Genomic DNA, 23921 nt, shown 5'->3' on the forward strand with positions numbered 1-23921 from the left:
GCGCTCCCGTATCGTCGCGCCCGGCCGCATGCCGCGCAGCGCGACGGTACGCAGCCCTTCCGCATCATTCCCTGAAGTCGTCCCGCCCATCCGGCTGTGCGCCGACCGTGTAGGACCGCGCGGGATTGACGGCAACACAACGTCGACGCGTCACGGTCAGCCTTGCGCGCCCCGTCCCCCGCCGTCACCGCACGCGGAAATCGCAGGCGGCCCAGCGTCTCGCAACTGCGCCGCGCGCCTGCGCCCCCACCTACCGCAACGTCGCGCGCAGCGTCTGCAGATGCTCGACGGTCGTGGTCACGCCGCCGCAAACGATCACCGCGATGTCCGCTGCCGACGCGAGCACCGGCACCGGCCGCTCCAGCGCGGCCAGCGCCGCGCCGCACGCCGGTTCGACGACGATCCTGTGTTCGTCGAGAAACCGCAGCGACGCAGCCACCGCGTCGGCATCGGACACGACCACCGGATGGATCGCGTGGCGCATCGCCCACTCGATCGCCGCGTCGCATGGCCGCTTCGCGCCGAGCGTCGTCGCGATGCTCGCGATGGCCGCCAGTTCGACCGGACGCCCCTGCGCGATCGAGCGCGCATAGCAGTCGGCGCCTTCCGTCTCGGCCGCGACGACCGGCACGTCGTGCCAGCCGTTGCGCGCCAGCCCTTCGAGCACGCCGCACAGCAGACCGCCGCCGCCGACCGCGAGCACGACCGCGTCGGGCTTCGGGCCGGCCGCCGCCATCTCGTCGATCATCGTCGCGTGGCCCTGCCACAGCACACGGTCGTCGAACGGATGCACGAACGCGTCGTGCTCGCCGAGCGCCGACTGCGCGAACGCATTCGCCTCGGCCCAGCTCGCGCCGTGCACGACCAGTTCCGCGCCTTCGACGCGGATCAGCTCGCGCGCCCGGGCCGAGGTGCTTTCCGGCACGACGACGCGCACCGGCACGCCCAGCTCGCGGCCGCAGTACGCGACCGCGATGCCCGCGTTGCCGCCCGACGACGACACGAACCGCCGCGCACCGGCCGCATGGCGCGCCTCGCAGACCGCGCCGATGCCGCGCAGCTTGAACGAGCCCGACGGCTGCAGCGCATCGAGCTTCAGCCGGATGGTCCTGCCGAGCCGGCGGGACGCGATCGGCGAGCGGATATAAGGGGTCGGGATATGGAGCGGCATGGGAGGAACGCGATGAGGACGAAGGAAACGCACGCGACTCGCGACGGAGCGAATGCGGCAATGACGGTCATCGTACGGCAGGCCCGCCATGCTTTCCAATACCATCGGATGGCGTTTGCTATGCTTTGCAGGCATATCCACTCATCCGACCGGACACTGCATGCGCCAGATCGAACTGCGTCACCTGCGTTACTTCGTCGCCGTCGCGGAGGCCGGCAGCGTGATGGCCGGCGCCCGCGCGGCCGGCATCGTGCAGCCCGCGCTGTCGCGGCAGATCCGCGAGCTCGAGGACGCGATCGGCACGCCGCTGCTGATCCGTCGCGCGACGGGCGTCACGCTCACGGCGGCCGGCACGAGCTTTCTGCACGATGCGACCGGCCTGCTCGCGATGCTGCAGGACAGCCGGGAGCGCGCGTTGCGCAGCGCGGCCGGCCAACTCGGCGAACTGCGGCTCGGCGCGCTGCCGAACTGCCTGCCGTTGCCGGTCGTCGCGAACGTCCTCAAGGCGTTTCGCGATGCGTGCCCGGACGTGAAACTGTCGATCGCGCCGATGCTGTCGGCCGAACAGGCGAGCGCGCTGATGCGCGGCCAGCTCGACGCCGGGATCATGGCGTGGCGTCGCGAGGAAGCGCCGCACCTGACGGGCGTGCGGCTGCTGAGCGACCGCTTCGTGCTCGCGATGCCCGCGCCGCCGGGCGGCCGCTTCGTCGCGCCGCGCACGCTGGCCGACGTCGCGAACGAGCCGTTCGTCTGGTTCGATGCGCAGCGCTCCGCCGCGCACCACCGGTTCCTGATGACGCAGTGCCAGCAGGCCGGTTTCACGCCGCGCATCGCGCAGGTCGGCAGCGACATCCCGACGCTGATCGGCCTCGTCGCGGCCGGCATGGGCTGCGCGTTCGTGCCGGAAAGCGCGTCGCCGACCTGCCCGCGCACGGTCCGGCTCGTCGCGCTCGACGAACTCGCGAGCCGCTTCGACATCGAGTTCGTGTTCGACGGCGCGGCGGCGGCCCCGTCGCCCGTCGTCGCGCGGTTTCTCGCGGCGGTCCGCGACGCGGCCGGCGAACGGGGCTGAACGTACGACGCCGGACGCATCGGCGTGCGGTCAGGCGATGCGACTTGCAGCGCCGGCCGACGGACTGAACCGCCTTTCCGCGATCTCGCCGTTTTCGCTGCTTTTACACACGAAACGACACCACCGCGTCACCGAAAAATCTTTCAGAACGCCGACGGCCGACGCCACGACACCGCTATTTTCAAATTGACACCAAAAACGGCCGTTTAACGCCGATTCGAATCGTCCTGGCCCGAAATATACTGCGCGCGCATCCACCCCTCGTGCCAAAGAGAGGATGCGTTTTCGCCCCGGCCACGGACCCCCTGTGGCCGGGGCTTTTTTCCTGTTGCGCGTGCAGTGAAAGGCTTTCCAGCCATCGCGCGACGCCGGCCACGGGCGATCGCCTGTCGCCGGTCAATGCGTCCGGACAAGGCCAGCCACGTGCCGTCTCACGGTCGCCGGACGACTTTCCGAGCGTCGCGCAGGACAACCGCGCATCGGCCGCGAAGCGCCACCGAGCCGCAGCGATCTGTCCGGAAACCGCGGTTTCACTCGTTACGGAAGGCTTTCGAAAAATCCCCGCCATTCGCCTGTCCCGCCGAAACGCGGCGCATGGGCCACGCCACACACGTCGCCCATGCGCTGGATTGTTGACATGAAATCAAGATAATTTCGTCCGGATGCGGCTTTTTCCGCAAAAGTAATGCAGGCACACTTCACGCTGTCCTCAACGGCTTCGTGCCGTCGTCCCCCGATTACAGGAGCCCATCGCGTGAACCCCACGACTTCCTCTCCGTCCCGCCCCGGCGGCAGCGCCGCGCTGCCGCTGCTGGCGCTCGCCGCCGGCGCGTTCGGCATCGGCACGACCGAGTTCTCGCCGATGGGCCTGCTGCCCGTGATCGCCGAAGGCGTGCACGTGTCGATTCCGCAAGCCGGGATGCTGATCAGCGCGTATGCGATCGGCGTGATGGTCGGCGCGCCGCTGATGACGCTGCTGCTCGCGCGCTGGTCGCGCCGTTCCGCGCTGATCGCGCTGATGTCGATCTTCACGATCGGCAACCTGCTGTCGGCCGTCGCACCGGACTACACGACACTGCTGCTCGCGCGTCTCGTGACGAGCCTCAACCACGGCGCGTTCTTCGGGCTCGGCTCGGTGGTCGCGGCCAGCCTCGTGCCGCGCGACAAGCAGGCCAGCGCGGTCGCGACGATGTTCATGGGCCTGACGATCGCGAACGTCGGCGGCGTGCCGGCCGCGACCTGGCTCGGCCAGATCATCGGCTGGCGCATGTCGTTCGCGGCGACCGCCGGCCTCGGCCTGATCGCGATCGCCGGCCTGTTCGCCGCGCTGCCGAAGGGCGAAGCCGGCAAGATGCCCGACCTGCGCGCCGAACTCTCCGTGCTGACGCGCCCGGTCGTGCTCGGCGCGCTCGGCACGACGGTGCTCGGCGCCGGCGCGATGTTCACGCTCTATACCTACGTCGCACCGACGCTCGAACACCTGACGGGCGCCACGCCCGGCTTCGTGACCGCGATGCTCGTGCTGATCGGCGTCGGCTTCTCGATCGGCAACATCGCGGGCGGGCGCCTCGCCGACCGCTCGCTCGACGGCACGCTGATCGGTTTCCTGTTGCTGCTGATCGCGACGATGGCCGCGTTCCCGCTGCTCGCGGCGACCCATGCGGGCGCCGCCGTCACGCTGCTGGTCTGGGGGACCGCGACGTTCGCGGTCGTGCCGCCGCTGCAGATGCGCGTGATGCGCGCGGCCCATGAAGCGCCGGGCCTCGCGTCGGCCGTCAACATCGGCGCGTTCAACCTCGGCAACGCGGTGGGCGCCGCCGCCGGCGGCGCGGCGATCTCGGCCGGGTTCGGCTACGCGGCGGTGCCGCTCGTCGGCGCGCTGATCGCCGCCGCCGGCCTCGCACTCGTCACGCTGCAGCTCGCGCAGCGCCGCCGCTCGCCGGCCGCCGCGAATTCGTAAGCACGGGCAACGCCCGGATTGCCCGGGCGACGTTCCGCACGCATTTTTACGGCCGCGCGATGCGGCCGTCTTCATTTTCGGCGTGCGGTCGGTTCCGACGGCTCAGGTCAGCGCCCCGCGGCGAACCCGCCGAAGAACGCGCGCGCATTCGCGTCGAGGCTCTCGAGGTGATAGCCGCCCTCCTGCACGATCACCGTCGGCAACCCGAGCGCGCCGATCGCGCCGCCGAGCCGCCCGAACCCGTCGGTCGTGACCGCGACCCGCGATTGCGGATCGTCCTTGTAGATGTCGAAGCCGAGCGCGAGCACGAGCGCGTCGGGCTGGAAGCGCGCGAGCGCGCGCAGTGCGTCGTCGAGCCGCTCGAAGAACGTCGACTCCGGTGCGCCGTGCGGCATCGGCAGGTTGAGGTTGAAGCCGTCGCCGGCGCCCGCCCCCGTCTCTTCCTCGTAGCCCGCGACGACCGGGTAGAAGTTGGTCGGGTCGCCGTGAATCGATACGTACAGCACGTCGTCGCGGCCGTAGAAAATCTCCTGCACGCCCTGCCCGTGATGCATGTCGGTATCGAGAATCGCGACGCGGCGATGGCGACCCAGCAGCGCCTGCGCGGCGATCGCCGCATTGTTCAGGTAGCAGAAGCCGCCGGCCGCGTCGCGGCGCGCATGATGGCCGGGCGGCCGGCACAGTGCGTACGCTTCGCGTGCGCCGTCGTTGACGTCGGCAGCCGCGGCCAGCGCACCCTGCGCGGACCAGTATGCCGCGCGCCACGTGTTCGCGCCGACCGGGCAACTGCCGTCGGCGAGATAGCGCGCGGCTTTCGCGAGCACGCCGCGCAGCGGATTCGGATCGCGCACGAACACGTTCGACATCACTTCGTCGCCCCAGTCGTCGGGCATCTGCTTCCAGTCGCGGTGCGCGTCCTCGAGAAAACGCAGGTAGTTCATGTCGTGCACGGCCGCGATCGGCGCGGTGCCGCGGTCGGCCGGCTCGCGCACGTCGAAGTCGAGCGACCGGACGGCCGCGACGAGCCGCGCCGCACGCTCGGGCACTTCCTGCGGCGCGCGCATCTGGCCACGCGACAGGTAGCTGCGCGGATGGTGCAGCAGTTGTTCGGGATGGAAATAGGTTTTCATCGTAGTCCTCGTCGATTCGCCGGATCAGGCACCGTGCATGGCAGCCGCCGTGTCGACACGCGCCGCGATGCCCGTGCGCGCCAGCACCGCGTGGAGCAGCACGTTCGCGCCGCGCGTCACGTCGTCGGGCAACGCATCTTCGGCTTCGTTGTGCGACAGGCCGTCGACGCATGGAATAAACACCATCGCGGTCGGGAAGCGGCGCGCGAGCAGGATCGCGTCGTGGCCGGCGCCGCTCACGATCCGCTCGTGCGTATAGCCGAATGCGGCGGCCGCCTGCTCGACCAGCCCGACACAGTCGCGGTCGAACGGCGTCGCCGGGCTGCGCCAGCAGGTGTCGATCGCCACCTGCACGCCGCGCGCGGCGGCGATGCGGACGCATGCATCGCGCAGGTCGCGCTCCATCGCATCGACTTCGGCATCGTCGTGATGACGCAGGTCGACCGTAAACGTCAGGTCGCCGGCAATCGTGTTGCGCGATGCGTTGCGGATGCCGACCTGCCCGATCGTCGCGAGCCCGCGCGGCGCATAGCCGGCGACGATCCGTTCGAGTTCGAGCGCGATCTGCGCGCTCGCGAAATACGCGTCCTTGCGATACGGCATCGGCGTGGTGCCCGCATGCGCGGCCACGCCCGTCACCGTCACGTCGAGCCAGCGGATCGCCTGCCCGCCCGTGACGATGCCGATCGTCGTACCGTTCGCCTCGAGCACGGGCCCCTGTTCGATATGCGCCTCGAAATACGCGTCGACCGCGCCGCCCGTTGCGCGCGTGCCGCGATAGCCGCATGCGTCGAGCGCCGCGCCGAGCGCGACGCCGTCGGCGTCCTGCTTCGCGAGTGCGTCGTCGAGCGGCAACGCACCCGTAAACACCGCCGAGCCGAGCATCGCCGGCGCGAAGCGCGCGCCTTCCTCGTTCGTCCACGACACGATCTCGATCGGCTTGTCGGTCGTGACGCCCGCGTCGTTCAGCGTGCGCACGAGTTCGAGCGCGGCGAGCACGCCGTAGACGCCGTCGAAGCGGCCGCCTTCGGGTTGCGTGTCGAGATGGCTGCCGATCAGCACCGGCGCGGCGTTCGCATCGGCGCCGTCGCGCCGCGCGAACAGGTTGCCGACCGCATCGACGCTCACCGTCAACCCCGCGTCGCGGCACCATTGCGCGAACAGGTCGCGCCCGCGCCGGTCGTCATCGGTCAGCGCGAGGCGCCGCACGCCGCCGCGCGGCGTCGCGCCGACGCGCGCCATGTCGGACAGGCTCTGCCACAGGCGGGCGCCGTCGATTTCCAGCAGGTCTTTCATATGCATTCCGGATCGATTCGTTCGTTGAAGGTCAGTGCGAGCCGAGCGCTTCGGCGGCGGCCGGCTGCGCCGCGCGGCGCGCATCGAGCGCGACGATGCAGAGCAGCGAAATGCCGGCGAGACACGTGTAGAACACCGCGAGCGGCCACCACTGGCCCGTGAAGCGATGCGCGAGCCACGTGCCGACGAGCGGCGTCAGGCCGCCGGCGATCGCGCCGCAAATCTGGTAAGCGAGCGAGATCGCCGAATAGCGCACGTGGGCGGGAAACACGTCGCTGACGAAGCCCGCGATCACCGAATAGAAGCCGGCCATGCACACCACGGCGAGTGCGATGCCCGCGATCAGCGACGCGGACGTGCCGCCCTGCACGAGCATGAACATCGGATACGGCGACAGCATCGCGAGCAGCGCCGCGAGTTTCAGGAAGCGCGCGCCGCCGATGCGCTCGGCGATCCATGCGGCGAGCGGCTGCGCGAAGAACTGGATGATCGCGACCGCGAACAGGCTGTCGAGGATCAGCGAGCGCGACACGCCGACGTACTGCGTCGTGTACGCGATCATGAACGTGTTCGTGAAATAGACGCCCGCGATGCCGATCGTGTTCGCGCCGATGCAGAGCAGCACGAGCCCCGACGCCGAACGGAACACTTCCGCGACCGGCAGCTTCACCGTGCGATTGGTTTCCTTGACCCGCGCGAATTCCGGCGACTCGTTCACGCCGAGCCGGATCAGGATGCCGACCACGAGCAGCACCGCGCTCGCGAGAAACGGCAGGCGCCAGCCCCACGCGAGGAAGTCGGCCTTGTCCATCGACGTGACCGCGCGGAACGCGATCAGCGACAGGATCAGCCCGGCCGGGCTGCCGAGCTGCGCGAACGACGCGAAAAACGTGCGGCGCCCCTGCGGCGCATGCTCGCCCGCCATCAGCACCGCGCCGCCCCATTCGCCGCCGACCGCGATCCCCTGCACGACGCGCAGCGCAACGAGCAGCACCGGCGCCAAGATGCCGACCTTCGAATAAGCGGGCAGCAGCCCGACGCACACGGTCGCGACGCCCATCATCATCAGCGTCGTCATCAGCGCCTTCTTGCGGCCGATGCGGTCGCCGAGATGGCCGAAGATCACGCCGCCGAGCGGGCGCGCGAAAAAGCCGACCGCGAACGTCGCGAACGACGCCATCGTGCTGACGAACGGGTCGTGCGACGGGAAATAGAGTTCGCCGAACACGAGCGCGGCGGCGGTCGCGTAGATGTAGAAGTCGTACCACTCGATCATCGTGCCGATGAACGCGGCCGTCGCGGCGCGTGCCGGCTGGCGGGCGGAAGGAAGGGACTGAGTCATGCGGGCTCCTGACGCGCGCCGCGGCGAGCGACGCGCAATATCGGGTGACGGCCGTCTGTCGCGGCCTCGCGCCGCACGCTGCGGCGCCCCTCCTTTATCGGTGGCCGCAAATCATTAGTCAAATTTCAAGTTATTATTCGCCGTATAAATTCCGCTAATAACTGCTCGCCGCCCGCCCGGAGACCCGATGCGCCCCGACCTCGCCCCGTTCCTGAACGACCGCCTCGACTGGAACCTGCTGCGCACCTATCTGGTGATCATGCAGGAGCGCAGCGTGAGCCGCGCGGCCGCCCGCCTGCACGTCACGCAGCCGGCCGTGAGCCAGGCGCTGCGGCGGCTCGAGGAGACGCTCGAGCGCCGGCTGATCGAGCGGCGCGGCGCGCACTTCGCGCCGACGCCGGCCGGCGAAGCCGTGTACCGGATCGCGAGCGACATCTACGGCGGCATCTCGCGCCTCGAAACCGAAATCGACGACAGCACGGCCGACCTGACCGGCTCGATCCGGCTGCTGACGGTGAGCCGCATCGAATCGCCCGTCTACGACGAATTCCTCGCGGAGTTCCATCGCGCGTATCCGCGTATCGATCTGCAGATCGAAGTGATGCGCTCGTCGGACATCCTGTCGTCGCTGCTGCAGAAAACGGCCACGGCCGGGCTCGGCCTGTGCCGCACGCCGCACGACAAGCTGGAAATGCGCTGCTTCCTGCGCCAGCGCTATGCGATCTACTGCGGCCGCCATCACCGGCTGTTCGGGCAGACGCAGTTGCGGATGGACGACCTGCTCGCGGAGAATTTCGTGTCGTTCACGAGCGACCAGATCGGCGACAGCCTGTCGCCGCTCACCGTGTTCCGCGACCAGAAGGGCTTCACGGGGCGCATCGTCGCGTCGTCGCCGAGCCTCGACGAAGTGCGGCGGCTGATCTTCGCCGGCTACGGGATCGGCTGCCTGCCCGAGCACATCGTGCGCGACGACATCGCGCAGCAACGGCTGTGGCGGCTGCCGCCCGACGACGGGCTCGTCGATGTCGACGTGTTCCTGCTGTGGCATCGTGATCGCAAGATGAACGCGGCCGAGCATGCGTTTCTCGACGCGATGGAGCGCTGCATGCAGCGCTATTCGCTCGCGGAGCGGCTGGGGAAGTAACGGCGCGCATGCGCCCGGAGCACACGCCGGGCGTTCACGGCCCGGCACGTCGTCACATCGCGTCGCGTGCGTCAGAAGCGATGCACGATGCCGACTTGCACGCCGCGCGCATTCGCGCCCGGGTACGCGAGCGGCAGGCCGGGGTTCGCCGCGCCGGCGAGCGTATAGCCGGCCTGGTTGCGGTTGCGCAGGTACGACAGCGCGCCGTAGAAGCTCGTGCGCTTCGACAGGTCGTACTCGTACATCAGCCCGAGCTGGTCCGCGTTGTTGCCTTGCGACGACTGGTCGTGCAGGTACGCGTAGCCGAGCGCGACCGCATTCGACGGGTTGAACTGGTATTTGACCGACAGCCCGTACACGCGCGAATCGATCCCGAGGTCGGCCCACTTCACCGCGGAGAAACCGCCATACACGGTGGCCTTGCCGATCGCATACGAGGCGCCGGCCATGATCGTGCGATCGGTCGTGGTCGCCGTGGCGTTCTTCAACCACTGGCCCGCGACGAATGCGCCGAACGGGCCGTGTTCGTAGGTCAGGTCGAACTGCTGGCTGGAGCCGGCCGAGCGCACGCCGCCCGCATCGCCGAAGCCGAAGTACAGCCCGCCCTGGAAACCCGCGATCTCCGGGCTCTGGTACGACAGCGTGTTGCTCGTGCGGAACGCGAACACGGTCAGGTTGTCCATGCCGGACGCCTGCGTGACGCCGCCGAACGCATCCTGCCCGCCCTGGTCGTTGAACAGCGGCGAATTCTGCCGGCCCGCGCGCACCTTGCCCCACTGCCCCGCGATACCGACCCACGCCTGCCGGTTGAACAGGCTGCCGGCGCTCGCGAGCGAGCCGTCGTTCGGATTGAAGCCGTTTTCGAGCGCGAACTCGATCCTCTGCCCGCCGCCGATCTCTTCGCCGCCCTTCAATCCGAACCGGCTGCCCCACTGGCCGCCCGAATTGATCGCGGCCGTATAGCCGTTGCCCGTATTCACGACTTGCGCGAATTCGTCGATCACGCCGTACAGCGTGACGCCGTCCTGCGCGAGCGCGGCGCCCGAACCGGCGACGCAGGCAGCCGCGACGGCCATCCGAAGACCGGCATGCGCCGATCGCGCCCGGGAACGATGTCCTCGTGCGTTGGTTTTATTAGTCATGCTATTCAATGAAAGGAGAATGGAACGATGCCGGGCACGGTGGTCTGCCATGCCGGCATCGCGGATAACGAAGATGATGTGCAGCGCGGCTGCCGGTCGCGCCGGTTCGGCGCGGCGGCCCGCTCAGGCCGGCGGCAGGCCGGCCCGATGGACGACGGGGTACGTCGGTGTCAAACCTCGCCGCGTTCGAGCGGCAGGATCAGGCGCTCGGGAATGCTGCGTCGCGACGCGCGCGCGGCGACGTAATACAGCACGGCCGGCACGACGAGGCCGAGGATCCACGAGATATCGGTGCCGCCGAGCGCATCGACGAGCGGCCCCGTGTAGATGTGCGTCGACATGAACGGCAGTTGCACCAGGATGCCGACCACGTAGATCGTGATCGCCATCACGTTCCAGCGGCCGTAGCGGCCATCCGGGTCGGACAGCGCCGGCACGTCATAGCGCGAACGCGTGAAGCAGTAGTAATCGACCAGGTTGATCGCGCTCCACGGCGTGAAGAACGCGAGCAGGAACAGGATGAACGCGGTGAATTCCTTCAGGAACGAATGACGGCCCGCGAGCGCGATCAGCGTCGACACGCAGATCATCCCGAAGATATACACGAGGCGGCTCTTCGACGACACCGCGCCCTTGCCGCGAAAACCGCTGACGATCGTCGCCATCGACATGAAGCTGCCGTACGCGTTGAGCGCCGTCACCGTCACCTTGCCGAACGCGATGCTGAAATACAGCAGCGCGGCCACGGCGCCCGTCGAGCCGAGGCCGACGATGTACGACACCTCATGGTGCGCGAACTGGCTGCCGGCCAGCGCGGCCGCGAACACGCCGAACACCATCGCCGCCTGTGCGCCGATCACCGAGCCGAGGCCGACCGCGAGAAACGTCGCGACCGACGACGTCGAGCGCGGCAGGTAGCGCGAATAGTCGGCCACGTACGGGCCGAACGCGATCTGCCACGACGCGGACAGCGACATCGCGAGCAGGAAGCTCGCGAGCGAGAAATGCTTGTTCGCGAGCAGCGCGCCGACGTCGTGGTTCGCGAACAGTTGCGCGAACATGTAGACGAACGCGACGATGCCGACCACGCTCGCGATCCGGCCGACGAAGTGGATCGCGCGATAGCCGAACACGGTCAGCACGACGATCACGGCCGCGAACAGCAGGATGCCGGCCGCGTCGTCGACGTGCAGCAGTTGCGCGACGGCCTGCCCGGCCAGCACCGAGCCGCTCGCGGAAAAGCCGATGTACATCAGGCACACGAGCACGATCGGGATCATCGCGCCGTACACGCCGAATTGCACGCGGCTCGAGATCATCTGCGGCAGGCCGAGCTGCGGCCCCTGCGCGCCGTGCAGCGCCATCACCGCGCCGCCGACGAGCTGGCCGAGCAGCAGCGCGACCAGCGACCAGAACACGTCGCCGCCGAGCACGACCGCCAGCGCCCCGGTGACGATGGCCGTGATCTGCATGTTCGCCGACAGCCACAGCGTGAACTGGCTCAGCAGGCCGCCGTGGCGCTCGGCGTCGGGAATGAAGTCGATCGAGCGTACCTCGATCAGTCCGCCGGCTTTTCCACTGGAATTCGTTGACACAGGTCAATCTCCAAAATACTCAGGACCACACAGGGTTTGAACGGGACAGGAAGCTGCGAGCCGCCCTTTCGGCGCTGCGGATGCGGGGCGCCGGGGATCGCCGGCCTGCGCCACGCACGCACGGTCTGCACGCTGGCGCGCAAGCGGCACGACGTGTGCCGACATTGCCAGCGGATGATCTTGTATATACAACTTGCGAGATATCGGTGATTACCCGAAATCGATCGATTTTCGAAATCGTCCGAGTCATTGCGGCCCGCCAGCGCAGTATTGCCGCAAGCCGGATGTCGGAAAAATGAAAGTTCTGTCCACCCGGGGCTGACCGGGCGCAGCCGTCACCGCATGGGAAACGCAGACGAATAGCCGGACGGGCGCACCGCCCGCACCGCATCAGACCAGCCGGTCGGATGCGACGACCTGCACGCCCGGCCGTGCGTCGATCGCCGCGTCGAGCAACGCGCGCGCAATCCGCGACGCGGGGTTCACGCGCCACTTCGCCGGCAGCACCGGCGCGGCGGCGCTCAGCGCGAACACGAACAACCGCTCGCCGAACCGGAACTCGTCGCGGCTGCCGCCGATCAGGCCCGGTCGCACGTACGTGAGCGAATCGAAGCCGACGCCGGCAAGCGCCTGCTCGACCTCGCCCTTCACGCGGTTGTAGAAGATGCGCGACGCAGCATCGGCGCCGAGCGCGGAATTCAGCACGTAGGTCGGCGTGCCGTGCCGGTGCGCGAGCCGCGCGACCGCGAGCGGATAGTCGTGATCGACGCGCCGGAAGGCCGCCTGCGAACCGGCGGCCCGCATCGTCGTGCCGAGCGTGCAGATCACGGCATCCGCGTGCCACCAGTCGCCCGTGTCGGGCAGATGGTCGAAATCGACTTCCAGCGCACGCATCTTCGGATGTGGCGACAACGGCCGGCGCGCGAGGACGATCACCTGATCGACCCGCGCGTCGGCGAGCGCAACTTCGAGGACGTGGCGCCCGACGAGTCCGGTCGCGCCGACGAGCAGCAGTTTCATGTCGCGTTCTTCCGTGTGAAGCCGGCGTTGGCGGGCCGAGGCAGCCCGGTTTCCGGCTATCGACATGATCGTCGGCCGACGTGGCGGCGGCAACCCTCCCCTCGTCTCGAAAAATTACGGGCCTGTCAGGCGCCGTTCCGGGCGATCGAATGAGCAACATGAAGTCCATCAGACGCCGCAAGCGCCGCCGATACGTACATGACGCACCGGCGGCGCCCGTCAGACGATTACGTCAGACATGCAGCGCGTGTCCGAGCGCACGCAACGCGGCTTCCTGCAGCGCTTCGCCGAGCGTCGGATGCGCGTGGATCGTCCCGCCGATGTCTTCCAGCCGCGCGCCCATCTCCAGCGACTGCGAGAACGCCGCGGCCAGCTCCGACACCCCGCGCCCGACCGCCTGCCAGCCGACGATCAGGTGATTGTCGCGCCGCGCGACGACGCGCACGAACCCGTCGGTCGCCTGCAACGTCATCGCCCGCCCGTTCGCCGCGAACGGGAACGATGCGCTCAGACAATCGATGCCGGCCGCGTGCGCATCGTCCGGCGACCAGCCGGCCGTCACGATCTCGGGATCGGTGAAGCACACGGCCGCAATCGCCGCGGGCGTGAACTGGCGACGCCGGCCGGCGATCAGCTCGGCCACCATCTCGCCTTGCGCCATCGCGCGATGCGCGAGCATCGGCTCGCCCGCGACGTCGCCGATCGCCCACACGTTGCGCATCGAGGTCCGGCAGGCGTCGTCGATCCGCAGCGCGCGGCCGTTGCGATCGAGCATCAGCGACTCGAGCCCGAACCCGTCGACCCGCGGCCGCCGGCCCACGGCAACCAGCACGCGGTCGGCCGGCAGCGTCTGCTCGGCGCCATCGGCCGCCTGCACGCGCACCGCGCCGTCCTTAGCCAGCCCGAGCACCTTGTGGCCGAGCCACAGTCGCACGCCGAGCCGCGCGAGCGAATCGGCAACCGGCCGCACGAGTTCGGCATCGTACGCAGGCAGCACGCGCTCGGCCGCTTCGACGACGCTGACGTCGACACCCAGCTTGCGATAGACGATCCCGAGTTCGAGCCCGATATAGCCGGCCCCGACGACGACCAGCCGTTTCGGCAGCGTCGCCGGCGACAGCGCGTCGGTGGACGACACGACGTGCCCGCCGAACGGCATCGACGGCAGTTCGACCGGTTCGGAGCCGGTCGCGAGCAACAGGTGTTCGCAACCGATCCGCACCGTATGGCCGCCGCTGACGACCTCGACGGTCTTGCCGTCGATCACGTGCGCCTCGCCGTGCAGCACGCGAACGCCGTTCTTCTTGAGCAGCGCGCCGACGCCGCGCGTCAGCCGGTCGACGATGCCGTCCTTCCACGCGACGCTTTTCGCGATGTCGATCTCGGGCGTGCGCACGCGGATGCCGAGCGCCGCTTCGCCGGCATGGCCGCAGGCCTGCTCGAACGCGTCGGCCACATGGATCAGCGCCTTCGACGGAATGCAGCCGATGTTCAGGCACGTGCCGCCGAGCCGGTCGCGCTCGACGAGCACGGTCGGAATGCCGAGCTGGCCCGCGCGGATCGCGGCGACGTAGCCGCCCGGGCCGCCGCCGATGACGAGCAGCGTGGTGTGTTCGTTCTTCATCGGCTCACTCCACGAACAGCAGTGCCGGACGTTCGAGCACCGCGCGCACGGCCTGGATGAATTCGGCCGCGTCCGCGCCGTCGACGACGCGATGGTCGAACGACGACGACAGGTTCATCATCTTGCGCGCGACGATTGCGCCGTCGCGGATCATCGGCCGCTCGACGATCCGGTTCACGCCGACGATGCCCACTTCCGGATGATTGATCACCGGCGTCGATACGATGCCGCCAAGCGCGCCGAGGCTCGAGATCGTGATCGTCGACCCGCTCAGCTCGTCGCGCTGCGCGCGGTTCGCGCGCACCGCGTCGGCGAGCCGCACGATTTCGGCCGAGATCGACCATACGTCGCGCGCTTCCGCATGACGCAGCACGGGCACCGTGAGGCCGCCGTCCGTCTGCGTCGCGACGCCCATGTGCACCGCGCCGTAGCGCGTGACGACGCCCGCTTCGTCGTCGAAGCGCGCGTTGATCTGCGGGAAGTCGCGCAGCGCGATCACCATCGCGCGGATCAGCAGCGGGAGCGGCGTGAGCTTGCCGCGCGTGTCGCCGTGGCGGCGGTTCAGTTCCGTGCGCAACGATTCGAGCTCGGTCACGTCGATTTCCTCGACGTAGCTGAAATGCGGGATGCGGCGCTTCGCTTCCTGCATCTTGCGCGCGATCGCGCGCCGCAAGCCGATCACCGGCACTTCGGTTTCGTCGTGGCGTTCGTCGTAGCCGTGCGGTTGCGATGATGCGCGCGCCGTGCCGCCACCGGTGCGCGCATACGCATCGAGATCCGCATGCAGGATCCGCCCCGCTTCGCCGGTGCCGCGCACGTAGCGCAACTCGATGCCCATGTCCCACGCACGCTGACGCACGGCCGGCGACGCGAGCGGCCGTTCGCCCGGCGCAAGCGCCGCGCGCGGCGGCGCGGCCGGTTCGTCGCGGCGCGGTTTCGCCGATGCGCGAGACGCCGCGGCCCCCGCAGTCGGCTCGACCGATGCGTCGGCCACCGGCTTCGACGGCGCCGCCGCCGCGACCGGTGCGGTTGCTACCTTTGTTTCGCGCACCGGTGCAGCGGCCTTCAGGTTGCCGTCGCCTTCGACTTCCAGCCGAATCAGCTCGCTGCCGACCGCCATCATCTGGCCGATCCGGCCACCCAGTTCGATCACCTTGCCCGTCACCGGCGACGGAATCTCGACCGCCGCCTTGTCGGTCATCACGTCGGCGAGCGGCTGGTCTTCCTTGATCGTCTGCCCGACTTCCACATGCCAGGCCACCAGCTCGACCTCGGCGATCCCTTCGCCGATATCCGGCATCTTGATGACATGAATCCCCATCTCACGCCTCCATCACGCGTCGCAACGCTTCACCGACCCGGGTCGGCCCCGGAAAGTACGCCCACTCCTGCGCATGCGGATACGGCGTGTCCCAGCCCGTCGTGCGCTCGACCGGCGCCTCGAGGTGATAGAAGCAGTGCTCCTGGACCAGCGACACCAGCTCCGCGCCATAGCCGCAGGTGCGCGTCGCCTCGTGCACGACGACGCAGCGCCCGGTCTTGCGCACCGACGCGACGACCGTGTCGAGATCGAGCGGCCACAGCGTGCGCAGGTCGATCACCTCGGCGTCGATACCCGTCTCCTCCGCCGCGGCGAGCGACACGTGCACCGTCGTGCCATACGTCAGCACCGTCACGTCGTTGCCGGGCCGCACGACGGCGGCCGTATCGAGCGGCACCGTGTAGTAGCCCTCGGGCACCGCGCTCGCCGGATGCTTGAGCCACGACGTGACGGGGCGTTCGTGATGGCCGTCGAACGGCCCGTTGTACAGCCGCTTCGGTTCGAGGAAGATCACCGGATCGTCGTTCTCGATCGACGCGATCAGGAGCCCTTTCGCGTCGTACGGATTCGACGGCATCACCGTGCGCAGCCCGCACACCTGCGTGAACATCGCCTCCGGGCTCTGGCTGTGCGTCTGCCCGCCGTAGATGCCGCCGCCGCACGGCATCCGGATCGTCATCGGCGCGGTGAACTGGCCGGCCGAGCGGTAGCGCAGCCGCGCGCCTTCCGACACGATCTGGTCGGAGGCCGGGTAGAAATAATCGGCGAACTGGATCTCGCAAACAGGCCGCAACCCGTACGCGCCCATCCCGACGGCCGCGCCGACGATCCCGCCTTCGGAGATCGGTGCATCGAACACGCGCGACTTGCCGTATTTGTTCTGCAGTCCTTCGGTACAGCGGAACACGCCGCCGAAATAGCCGACGTCCTGCCCGAACACGACCACGTCGCTGTCGCGCCCGAGCATCACGTCCATCGCGGAGCGCAGCGCCTGGATCATCGTCATCGGCTGCGTCGCCGTCCCTGTCTCGTGTTGCGCCATGATCACGCTCCCAGTTCCTGGCGCTGACGGCGCAGGTGCGCGGGCAGCTCCTTGTAGACGTCGTCGAACATCGAGGCCGGCGACGGAATCCGGTCGTCGGCCAGCGTCCCGTACTTCTCCGCTTCCTTCTGCGCGGCGATCACCTCGGCCTCGAGCTCGGCCGTCAGCGCGTCGTGCGCGCTGTCCGACCAGATGCCCTTCACGATCAGGTGACGCTTGAAGCGCTCGATCGGATCGCCGAGCGGGAAATGCGACCAGTCGTCGCTCGGCCGGTACTTGGTCGGATCGTCCGACGTCGAATGCGCGCCTGCTCGGTAGGTCACCCACTCGATCAGCGTCGGGCCGAGATTGCGGCGCGCGCGTTCGGCCGCCCAGTTCGATGCCGCGTAGATCGCGAGGAAGTCGTTGCCGTCGACGCGCAACGACGCGATCCCGCAGCCGACGCCGCGCCCGGCGAATGTCGTGCCCTCGCCGCCCGCGATCGCCTGGAACGTCGAGATCGCCCACTGGTTGTTGACCACGTTCAGCACGACCGGCGCACGGTACACGTGCGCGAACGTGAGCGCCGTATGGAAATCGGCTTCGGCCGTCGCGCCGTCGCCGATCCACGCGGACGCGATCTTCGTGTCGCCCTTGATCGCCGACGCCATCGCCCAGCCGACCGCCTGGATGAACTGCGTCGCGAGGTTGCCGGAAATGGAGAAGAAGCCGGCTTCGCGATCCGAGTACATCACCGGGAGCTGGCGGCCCTTCAGCGGATCGCCTTCGTTCGACATCAGCTGGCAGATCATCCGCTCGAGCGGCACGTCCCGCGCGATCAGGATGCTCTGCTGCCGGTAGGTCGGAAAGCACATGTCGCCGTCGCGCAGCGCCATCGCGTGCGCGGTGCCGATCGCCTCTTCGCCGAGGCTCAACATGTAGAAGGAGATTTTCTTCTGACGCTGCGCGATCATCATGCGCGCGTCGAAAATGCGGGTCTTGAGCATCGCGCGCAGCCCGGCGATCAGCCGCGCATCGTCGAGATCGGGCGCCCACGGGCCGACGGCCTTGCCGCTGTCGTCGAGCACGCGCACGAGGCTGCGGGCGAGATTGGCGGTGTCCGCCGCGGCAACGTCGATCGGCGGTCGGCGGACCGCGCCGGCCGGCGATAGATGCAGATAGGAAAAGTCCGTCTTGCAGCCCGGGCGCCCGGTGGGCTCCGGCACATGCAGACGCAATGGCTCTGACAGGCTCATCGTGTCGTCTCCACGCTCGATTGTGTCTCACGCTGTTTGGGAACGCGCGGGCCGGTTGCCGGTCTGCGCGCGAGCTGACGCGCGGATAAGCACGTCAACCTTGGAAATTTATGCCTGGCAGCGGCGGACGTCGATGCCCAAGCCGCTCGTTCGTGGTGAGCAGATTTGCCATGGTGGCGGTCGGCGGCACGTGAGTGCGGCGGCCGGCTTTGGCGAAGGACGGGTTTGCTGCAGCGCATCGTCGCTGGGGCGGTGGCGACGAACGGCATCGATGGACGACGGACGGATCGACGTCGTCCGAATCATGTGAAGGTACGAAGCAAAAGACCCCGGGAAATCCTGGATCTCCTCGTGGTCTTTCGTCGGGTTCGGGCGCTTGTGCGCCCGGTTGCCGGCTTACTGCGGCGCGCGATCGATCACGCGTCGGGACGGAACAGGTCGAAGCGGCTGTCGGGCGTCACGTGCACATAGGCCGACGGGCCGCCCGCACGAAGAATGATGCCCGCGCCGAACGTGTCGAAGATGCCGTCCTTCAGCAGGTCATGGCGGATATGAACAGCGATGACCTCACCCAGCACCAGCGTGGCCGGCGTTTCGACGCCATGATGATCGCGCAACCGGATCACGTCGGTCACCTTGCATTCGAAGTTCACGCCGCTTTCCGCGACGCGCGGCACGTCGACGAGGCGCGACGGCACCGCGGTCACGCCGCCGAGTTCGAACTCGTTCACGTCGTACGGCACGGCGGCGCAGGTCTGGTTCATCCGCTCGGCGAGATCGCGCGTCGCGAGGTTCCACACGAACTCGCCGGTCTCCTGCACGTTGCGCACGCTGTCCTTCGCGGTCGTACTCGAAAAGCCGATGATCGGCGGGCGATAGTTGAATGCGTTGAAGAAGCTGTACGGCGCGAGGTTGACCGTGCCGTCGCTGCCGCGCGAAGAAATCCAGCCGATCGGGCGCGGGCCGATGATCGCGTTCAACGGGTCGTGCGGCAGGCCGTGGCCTTGCGACGGTTCGTAATAGTGATGGGTCGAGTCGGTCATGACGGGTGGTCTTGCGGGAGGCAAACGATGTGGGAGGCTGCCGGTGGGACGCGTTCGCCGATGGCGACGCAGGCGTCCGGTGCGACGTGCGTGCCAGTATCACATGGCGTGGTTTTCGGCGCAGCGAAGCGCATCGTGAGTCGCGATGGCGTGCCGGTGCATGGGCGTGCGCCCAATAAAAAACCCGTGAAGCCTTATGCTGTCACGGGTTTCTGGATTTCCAAGGATAGTCTTGGACGGGCATTTGGTGCCGGGGACCGGACTTGAACCGGCAAGCCAATTAAGGCGGCGGATTTTCGTCACACTGCTTCTTTCAAAGCCGGCGTCGCGTACGCGAGCCGTTCGTGCGCTGGACTATGCCTTCACCGTCGCGCGCGGGCGTAACCGCTGCCCGTGCGCCTTAGGCGCCCCCCGTCTAGTCTCTACACCTTCCTCGCGGAGGCCGCGAGGCTTGGCTCGGCGTTGCCTCGATGCGCACATCAGGGGTTTCGCCGAATTTGAAGGGTTCTGCACCGACCGTTTCCGGCCGGGCACTCAATCGTTTAAGTCCGCTATGTTTACCAATTTCATCACCCCGGCAAGAGGGCGGACGCGATTCTACCATTGCTTGCGCATGCGTTCCCTTATTCCGCCGCGCCGCATCGCGACACCAGCCGTCATCGCACCGCTTCCTCCCGCCCATTCGACACCGATACGACACGGCCGCCGATTTCGTCCCGCGCCGCACCCTCCGCCGATACAATCGACCGCGCGTCGTCCGACGGCCCCAACCGTCTGACGTTTGTATCGTGATTTTCGCGAAACAAGCGTCGCGTGCGTCATCGCGAAGTCACAAACGTTTTCGATAATTCCCTCGCCGAAAACGTTTACATCGCATGACTTCATGACCTCGACCATCAAGGACGTCGCTGCCCTCGCGGGCTTCTCGATCGCCACCGTTTCGCGTGCGATCAACGCGCCGCATACCGTCAGCCCCGCCACGCTGCAGACGATCCGCACCGCCATCGACACGCTGCAGTTCCGCCCGAGCCCGCTCGGCCGGCAACTGCGCGGCGAGCGCACGCGGCTCGTCGGCGTCGTCGTGCCGACGCTGTCGAACCCGGTGTTCGCCGACTGCCTGCAAGGCATCGACGAACGCGCGACCGCGGCCGGTTTCAAGCTAATCGTGATGACGACCGAATACGACGCGGCGCGCGAGCGTCATGCGATCGAGACGCTGCGCGAGCAACGCGTCGAAGGGCTGATCCTCACCGTCGCCGATGCGGACACGCACCCGCTGCTCGACATGCTCGATCGCGACGGCCCGCATTACGTGCTGATGCACAACGACACGCAGCGCCGCCCATCGGTGTCGGTCGACAACCGCCGCGCCGCGTATGACGGCGTGCGGCTGCTGACCGCGCGCGGCCATCGCCGCGTGCTGATGCTGGCCGGCTCGCTCGCCGCGTCGGATCGCGCACGCCAGCGTCATCTCGGTTATGCGCAGGCGCTCGAGGAAAGCGGCGTGGCCACGCTGCCGCCCGTCGAAGTCGACTTCAACGCGCCCGAGCTGCCCGACGCGGTGCTCGCGCACCTCACCGCGCAGGCCACGCGTCCGACCGCCCTCTTCTGCAGCAACGACCTGCTCGCGATGGTCGTGATGCGCGGCCTGCGCCGCGCGGGTTTCTCGATCCCCGACGACCTGTCGGTGCTCGGCTTCGACGGCATCGCGATCGGCGAGCTGCTCGCGCCGCCGCTCGCGAGCGTCGCGACGCCGAACCGCGACATCGGCCGCCACGCGTGGCAGCGTCTCGTCGAATGCATCGGCGGCGCGGCGATCGAGCGCACGTCGACGATCCTGCCGCACACGGTGCGCGACGGTGCGACGATCGCGCCGCCGGCCACCGACCTGCAACTGCGCAACGCGTGAGCGCCGAACGCACGCGCCGCGTGGCCACACACACCCAATAACCACACCACCCCAGCGCCACACCCACTCGCCCGGAGATTCACCGTGTCCTTTCGCCTGACCTCGCTGCTGCGCGCGCTTGCCGCGCCGCTCGCCTTCGCCGCGCTCGTCGCCGGCGCCCCCGCGGCCCACGCCGACGAAACGGCAATCTGCTACAACTGCCCGCCCGAATGGGCTGACTGGGCCGCGCAGATTGCCGCGATCAAGCAGAAGACCGGCATCCGCGTGCCGTTCGACAACAAGAACTCCGGCCAGGCGATCGCGCAACTGATCGCCGAGCAGAAGAGCCCGGTCGCCGACGTCGTCTACCTCGGCGTGTCGTCGGCGTTCCAGGCGAAGGACAAGGGCGTGATCGCGCCGTACAAGCCCGCGCACTGGAACGACATCCCCGCGAACCTGAAGGACCCGCAAGGCTACTGGTTCGCGATCCACTCGGGCACGCTCGGCTTCTTCGTGAACAAGGACGCGCTCGACGGCAAGCCGGTGCCGCGTTCGTGGGCCGATCTGCTGAAGCCCGAATACAAGGGCATGGTCGGCTATCTCGATCCGTCGAGCGCGTTCGTCGGCTATGCGGGCGCGGTCGCCGTCAACCAGGCGCTCGGCGGCAGCCTCGACAACTTCAAGCCGGGCCTCGACTGGTTCCACAAGCTGAAGGCCAACGCGCCGATCGTGCCGAAGCAGACGGCCTATGCGCGCGTGCTGTCCGGCGAGATTCCGATCCTGCTCGACTACGACTTCGATGCGTATCGCGCGAAGTACAAGGACAACGCGAACGTCGAATTCGTGATCCCGAAGGAAGGCACGATCGCGGTGCCGTACGTGATGAGCCTCGTGAAGGGCGCGCCGCACGACGCGAACGGCAAGAAGGTGCTCGATTTCGTGCTGTCGGACGAAGGCCAGAAACTGTGGGCCAACGCGTACCTGCGCCCGGTGCGCGCGCAGACGCTTGGCGCCGACATCGCCGCGAAGTTCCTGCCGGCGAGCGAATACGCGCGGGCGAAGCCGGTCGACTTCGGCAAGATGGCGGCCGGCCAGCAGGCGTTCGGCCAGCAGTACCTGCAGATCATGCAGTAAGCCGCCGGACGCTACCGATGCTCGACCTGACTTTTCCGCTGCGCTGGCGCGTCGCGCTCGTCGCGCCGGCGCTGGCGGTATTCGCCGCGTTCTGGCTGCTGCCGATGGCGTCGCTCGTGCAGGTGTCCGCCGACGGCGCCTTCTTCTCGCACTACGCGGCGCTGCTCGGCAATGCACGCTACATGAAGAGCCTCGGCGAGACGGTGGCGCTGTCCGCGGGCGTCACGCTCGCGACGCTCGCGCTGTCGACGATCTCCGGCCTGCTGCTCGCGCGCCGCGAATTCGCCGGCAAGCGCGTGCTGCTCGCGCTGCTGACGTTCCCGCTCGCGTTCCCGGGCGTCGTCGTCGGCTTCATGGTGATCATGCTCGCCGGGCGCCAGGGGCTGATCGGCATGCTGTCGGCGAAGCTCACCGGCGACAAGTTCGTGTTCGCGTACTCGGTGGCCGGCCTGTTCATCGGCTACCTGTACTTCTCGATTCCGCGCGTGATCGTCACCGTGATCGCGGCCGCGTCGAAGCTCGACGCGTCGCTCGAGGAAGCCGCGCGTTCGCTCGGCGCGTCGCCGTGGCGCATCTTCGTCGACATCGTGCTGCCCGCGCTCACGCCGGGCCTGATCGCGGCCGGCGCGATCTGCTTCGCGACCGCGATGGGCGCGTTCGGCACCGCGTTCACGCTCGCCACCGACCTGAACGTGCTGCCGATGACGATCTATACCGAGTTCACGCTGAACGCGAACATCGCGACGGCGGCCGGCCTGTCGATCGTGCTCGGCGTCGTCACCTGGGCCGTGCTCGCGCTCGCGCGCCGCTTCACCGGTCACACCGCCGCCGCCGCGGCCTGAGGATTTCCGCATGCAATCGCTTTCCGGTTCTTCCGCGCCGTCGCCGGCACCTGCTCCTGTTCCTGTTCCCTTGCACGCGAAACGCGCCGCCCGGCATGCGCCGCGCGTTGCCGGCGCGCGTGCGATCGCCACGCTGCAATGGGGCGTCACGCTGCTGCTGTGCGCGTTCCTGATCGTGCCCGTCGTGATGTCGGTGCTCGCGGGCCTGACCGTCAACTATTTCCGCGGGCTGTCGAGCGGCCTCACGCTGCGCTGGCTCGAACAGGTGTGGCAGCAATATCACGGCTCGGTCGCGCTGTCGCTCTACGTCGCGTTCGCGACGCTCGCGATCGTGCTCGCGGTCGGCGTGCCGGCCGGCTATGCGCTCGCGCGCAGCAAGAGCCGCATCGCGCGTGCGATCGAGGAAGCGCTCGTGCTGCCGGTCGCGCTGCCGGGGCTGGCGTCGGCGCTCGCGCTGCTGGTCGTGTACGGCGGCTTCACCGCGTTCCGGATGAGCCTGTGGTTCATCGTCGTCGGCCACGTCGTGTTCACGCTGCCGTTCATGGTGCGCGCGGTGGCGGCCGTCGCGGCCGGCGCCGATCTGCGCACGCTCGAGGAAGGCGCGGCGAGCCTCGGCGCGTCGTTCGTCACGCGCTTCGTCACGATCGTGCTGCCGAACCTGCGGCCGGGCATCGTCGCCGGCGCGCTCGCGGTGCTCACGCTGTCGATCGGCGAGTTCAACCTCACGTGGATGCTGCATACGCCCGACACCAAGACGCTGCCGGTCGGGCTCGCCGATACCTATGCATCGCTGCGCCTCGAAGTCGGCAGCGCATACACGATCCTGTTCCTGCTGATGACGCTGCCGCTGCTCGTCGCGATGCAGTGGCTCGGCGTCGATCCGTCCGGTACCCGTGCGCTCAAGAAGCGCCCGCGCTGAA

19 protein-coding genes are annotated in these 23921 nt (G+C 68.4%); 7 read left to right on the forward strand and 12 right to left on the reverse strand.

Annotated elements, in window-relative coordinates:
- Nucleotides 1-250: 250 nt before the first annotated feature.
- Entirely contained in the window at nucleotides 251-1171 is a 921-nt protein-coding gene (locus HWX14_RS05150) for a pyridoxal-phosphate dependent enzyme (RefSeq protein ID WP_175881810.1), read from the reverse strand.
- A gap of 160 nt (nucleotides 1172-1331) precedes the next feature.
- On the opposite strand from HWX14_RS05150, the gene HWX14_RS05155 reads away from it, so the two are divergent.
- On the forward strand, nucleotides 1332-2243 hold the full coding sequence (locus HWX14_RS05155; protein WP_175881811.1) for a LysR family transcriptional regulator: 912 nt from the start codon (nucleotides 1332-1334) through the stop codon (nucleotides 2241-2243).
- 754 nt (nucleotides 2244-2997) lie between these two features.
- Nucleotides 2998-4203 carry an MFS transporter gene (locus tag HWX14_RS05160; RefSeq protein ID WP_175881812.1) on the forward strand — a complete coding sequence of 402 codons (1206 nt, stop codon included), beginning with the start codon at nucleotides 2998-3000 and terminating at the stop codon, nucleotides 4201-4203.
- 107 nt (nucleotides 4204-4310) lie between these two features.
- Here HWX14_RS05160 and HWX14_RS05165 read toward each other — a convergent pair whose 3' ends face one another.
- The 3 genes from HWX14_RS05165 to HWX14_RS05175 are packed head-to-tail and all read right to left on the reverse strand — an operon-like array spanning nucleotide 4311 to nucleotide 7971.
- Entirely contained in the window at nucleotides 4311-5333 is a 1023-nt protein-coding gene (locus HWX14_RS05165) for a histone deacetylase family protein (protein ID WP_175881813.1), read from the reverse strand.
- A 24-nt stretch (nucleotides 5334-5357) separates the two neighbouring features.
- Entirely contained in the window at nucleotides 5358-6629 is a 1272-nt protein-coding gene (locus HWX14_RS05170; RefSeq protein WP_175881814.1) for a Zn-dependent hydrolase, read from the reverse strand.
- A gap of 31 nt (nucleotides 6630-6660) precedes the next feature.
- The gene (locus tag HWX14_RS05175) at nucleotides 6661-7971 is read right to left on the reverse strand and encodes an MFS transporter (protein WP_126360636.1); all 1311 of its coding nucleotides are present in this window, start codon (nucleotides 7969-7971) and stop codon (nucleotides 6661-6663) included.
- A 187-nt stretch (nucleotides 7972-8158) separates the two neighbouring features.
- Here HWX14_RS05175 and HWX14_RS05180 point away from each other — a divergent pair, with 187 nt between their 5' ends.
- Complete coding sequence (locus HWX14_RS05180) at nucleotides 8159-9115, forward strand: LysR family transcriptional regulator (RefSeq protein WP_175881815.1); 957 nt, start codon at nucleotides 8159-8161, stop codon at nucleotides 9113-9115.
- A 71-nt stretch (nucleotides 9116-9186) separates the two neighbouring features.
- On the opposite strand, the gene HWX14_RS05185 is transcribed toward HWX14_RS05180, so the two are convergent.
- The 8 genes from HWX14_RS05185 to HWX14_RS05220 all read right to left on the reverse strand — a co-directional run bounded on the left by HWX14_RS05185 (nucleotide 9187) and on the right by HWX14_RS05220 (nucleotide 19137).
- Entirely contained in the window at nucleotides 9187-10257 is a 1071-nt protein-coding gene (locus tag HWX14_RS05185) for a porin (protein ID WP_175881816.1), read from the reverse strand.
- Between the two features lie 170 nt (nucleotides 10258-10427).
- Nucleotides 10428-11852 (reverse strand): cytosine permease, encoded by a 1425-nt coding sequence (locus HWX14_RS05190; protein WP_175881817.1) that lies wholly within the window; start codon nucleotides 11850-11852, stop codon nucleotides 10428-10430.
- A 390-nt stretch (nucleotides 11853-12242) separates the two neighbouring features.
- Nucleotides 12243-12872: an NAD(P)H-binding protein gene (locus HWX14_RS05195; protein WP_175881818.1), complete on the reverse strand. Its 630-nt coding sequence runs from the start codon at nucleotides 12870-12872 to the stop codon at nucleotides 12243-12245.
- Between the two features lie 232 nt (nucleotides 12873-13104).
- Nucleotides 13105-14496 carry a dihydrolipoyl dehydrogenase gene (gene lpdA, locus HWX14_RS05200; protein ID WP_175881819.1) on the reverse strand — a complete coding sequence of 464 codons (1392 nt, stop codon included), beginning with the start codon at nucleotides 14494-14496 and terminating at the stop codon, nucleotides 13105-13107.
- 4 nt (nucleotides 14497-14500) lie between these two features.
- Nucleotides 14501-15817 carry a dihydrolipoamide acetyltransferase family protein gene (locus tag HWX14_RS05205; protein ID WP_175881820.1) on the reverse strand — a complete coding sequence of 439 codons (1317 nt, stop codon included), beginning with the start codon at nucleotides 15815-15817 and terminating at the stop codon, nucleotides 14501-14503.
- 1 nt (nucleotide 15818) lies between these two features.
- Nucleotides 15819-16859, reverse strand: a complete 1041-nt coding sequence (locus tag HWX14_RS05210; RefSeq protein ID WP_050015137.1) for an alpha-ketoacid dehydrogenase subunit beta — start codon at nucleotides 16857-16859, stop codon at nucleotides 15819-15821.
- Between the two features lie 2 nt (nucleotides 16860-16861).
- Nucleotides 16862-18094 carry a 3-methyl-2-oxobutanoate dehydrogenase (2-methylpropanoyl-transferring) subunit alpha gene (locus tag HWX14_RS05215; RefSeq protein WP_175881821.1) on the reverse strand — a complete coding sequence of 411 codons (1233 nt, stop codon included), beginning with the start codon at nucleotides 18092-18094 and terminating at the stop codon, nucleotides 16862-16864.
- A 416-nt stretch (nucleotides 18095-18510) separates the two neighbouring features.
- Nucleotides 18511-19137, reverse strand: a complete 627-nt coding sequence (locus HWX14_RS05220; RefSeq protein ID WP_175881822.1) for a flavin reductase family protein — start codon at nucleotides 19135-19137, stop codon at nucleotides 18511-18513.
- 883 nt (nucleotides 19138-20020) lie between these two features.
- Here HWX14_RS05220 and HWX14_RS05225 point away from each other — a divergent pair.
- The 4 genes from HWX14_RS05225 to HWX14_RS05240 all read left to right on the forward strand — a co-directional run bounded on the left by HWX14_RS05225 (nucleotide 20021) and on the right by HWX14_RS05240 (nucleotide 23920).
- On the forward strand, nucleotides 20021-21046 hold the full coding sequence (locus tag HWX14_RS05225; RefSeq protein ID WP_175881823.1) for a substrate-binding domain-containing protein: 1026 nt from the start codon (nucleotides 20021-20023) through the stop codon (nucleotides 21044-21046).
- Between the two features lie 84 nt (nucleotides 21047-21130).
- On the forward strand, nucleotides 21131-22159 hold the full coding sequence (locus tag HWX14_RS05230; protein WP_126360614.1) for an ABC transporter substrate-binding protein: 1029 nt from the start codon (nucleotides 21131-21133) through the stop codon (nucleotides 22157-22159).
- Between the two features lie 17 nt (nucleotides 22160-22176).
- A complete protein-coding gene (locus HWX14_RS05235; RefSeq protein WP_011545031.1) occupies nucleotides 22177-23001 on the forward strand; it encodes an ABC transporter permease in 825 nt (274 codons plus the stop codon).
- A gap of 10 nt (nucleotides 23002-23011) precedes the next feature.
- Nucleotides 23012-23920, forward strand: a complete 909-nt coding sequence (locus HWX14_RS05240; RefSeq protein WP_175881824.1) for an ABC transporter permease subunit — start codon at nucleotides 23012-23014, stop codon at nucleotides 23918-23920.
- Nucleotide 23921: the final 1 nt, after the last annotated feature.

Origin of the sequence: Burkholderia sp. BCC0044 (assembly GCF_902832955.1) — a bacterium.
GTDB lineage: Bacteria > Pseudomonadota > Gammaproteobacteria > Burkholderiales > Burkholderiaceae > Burkholderia.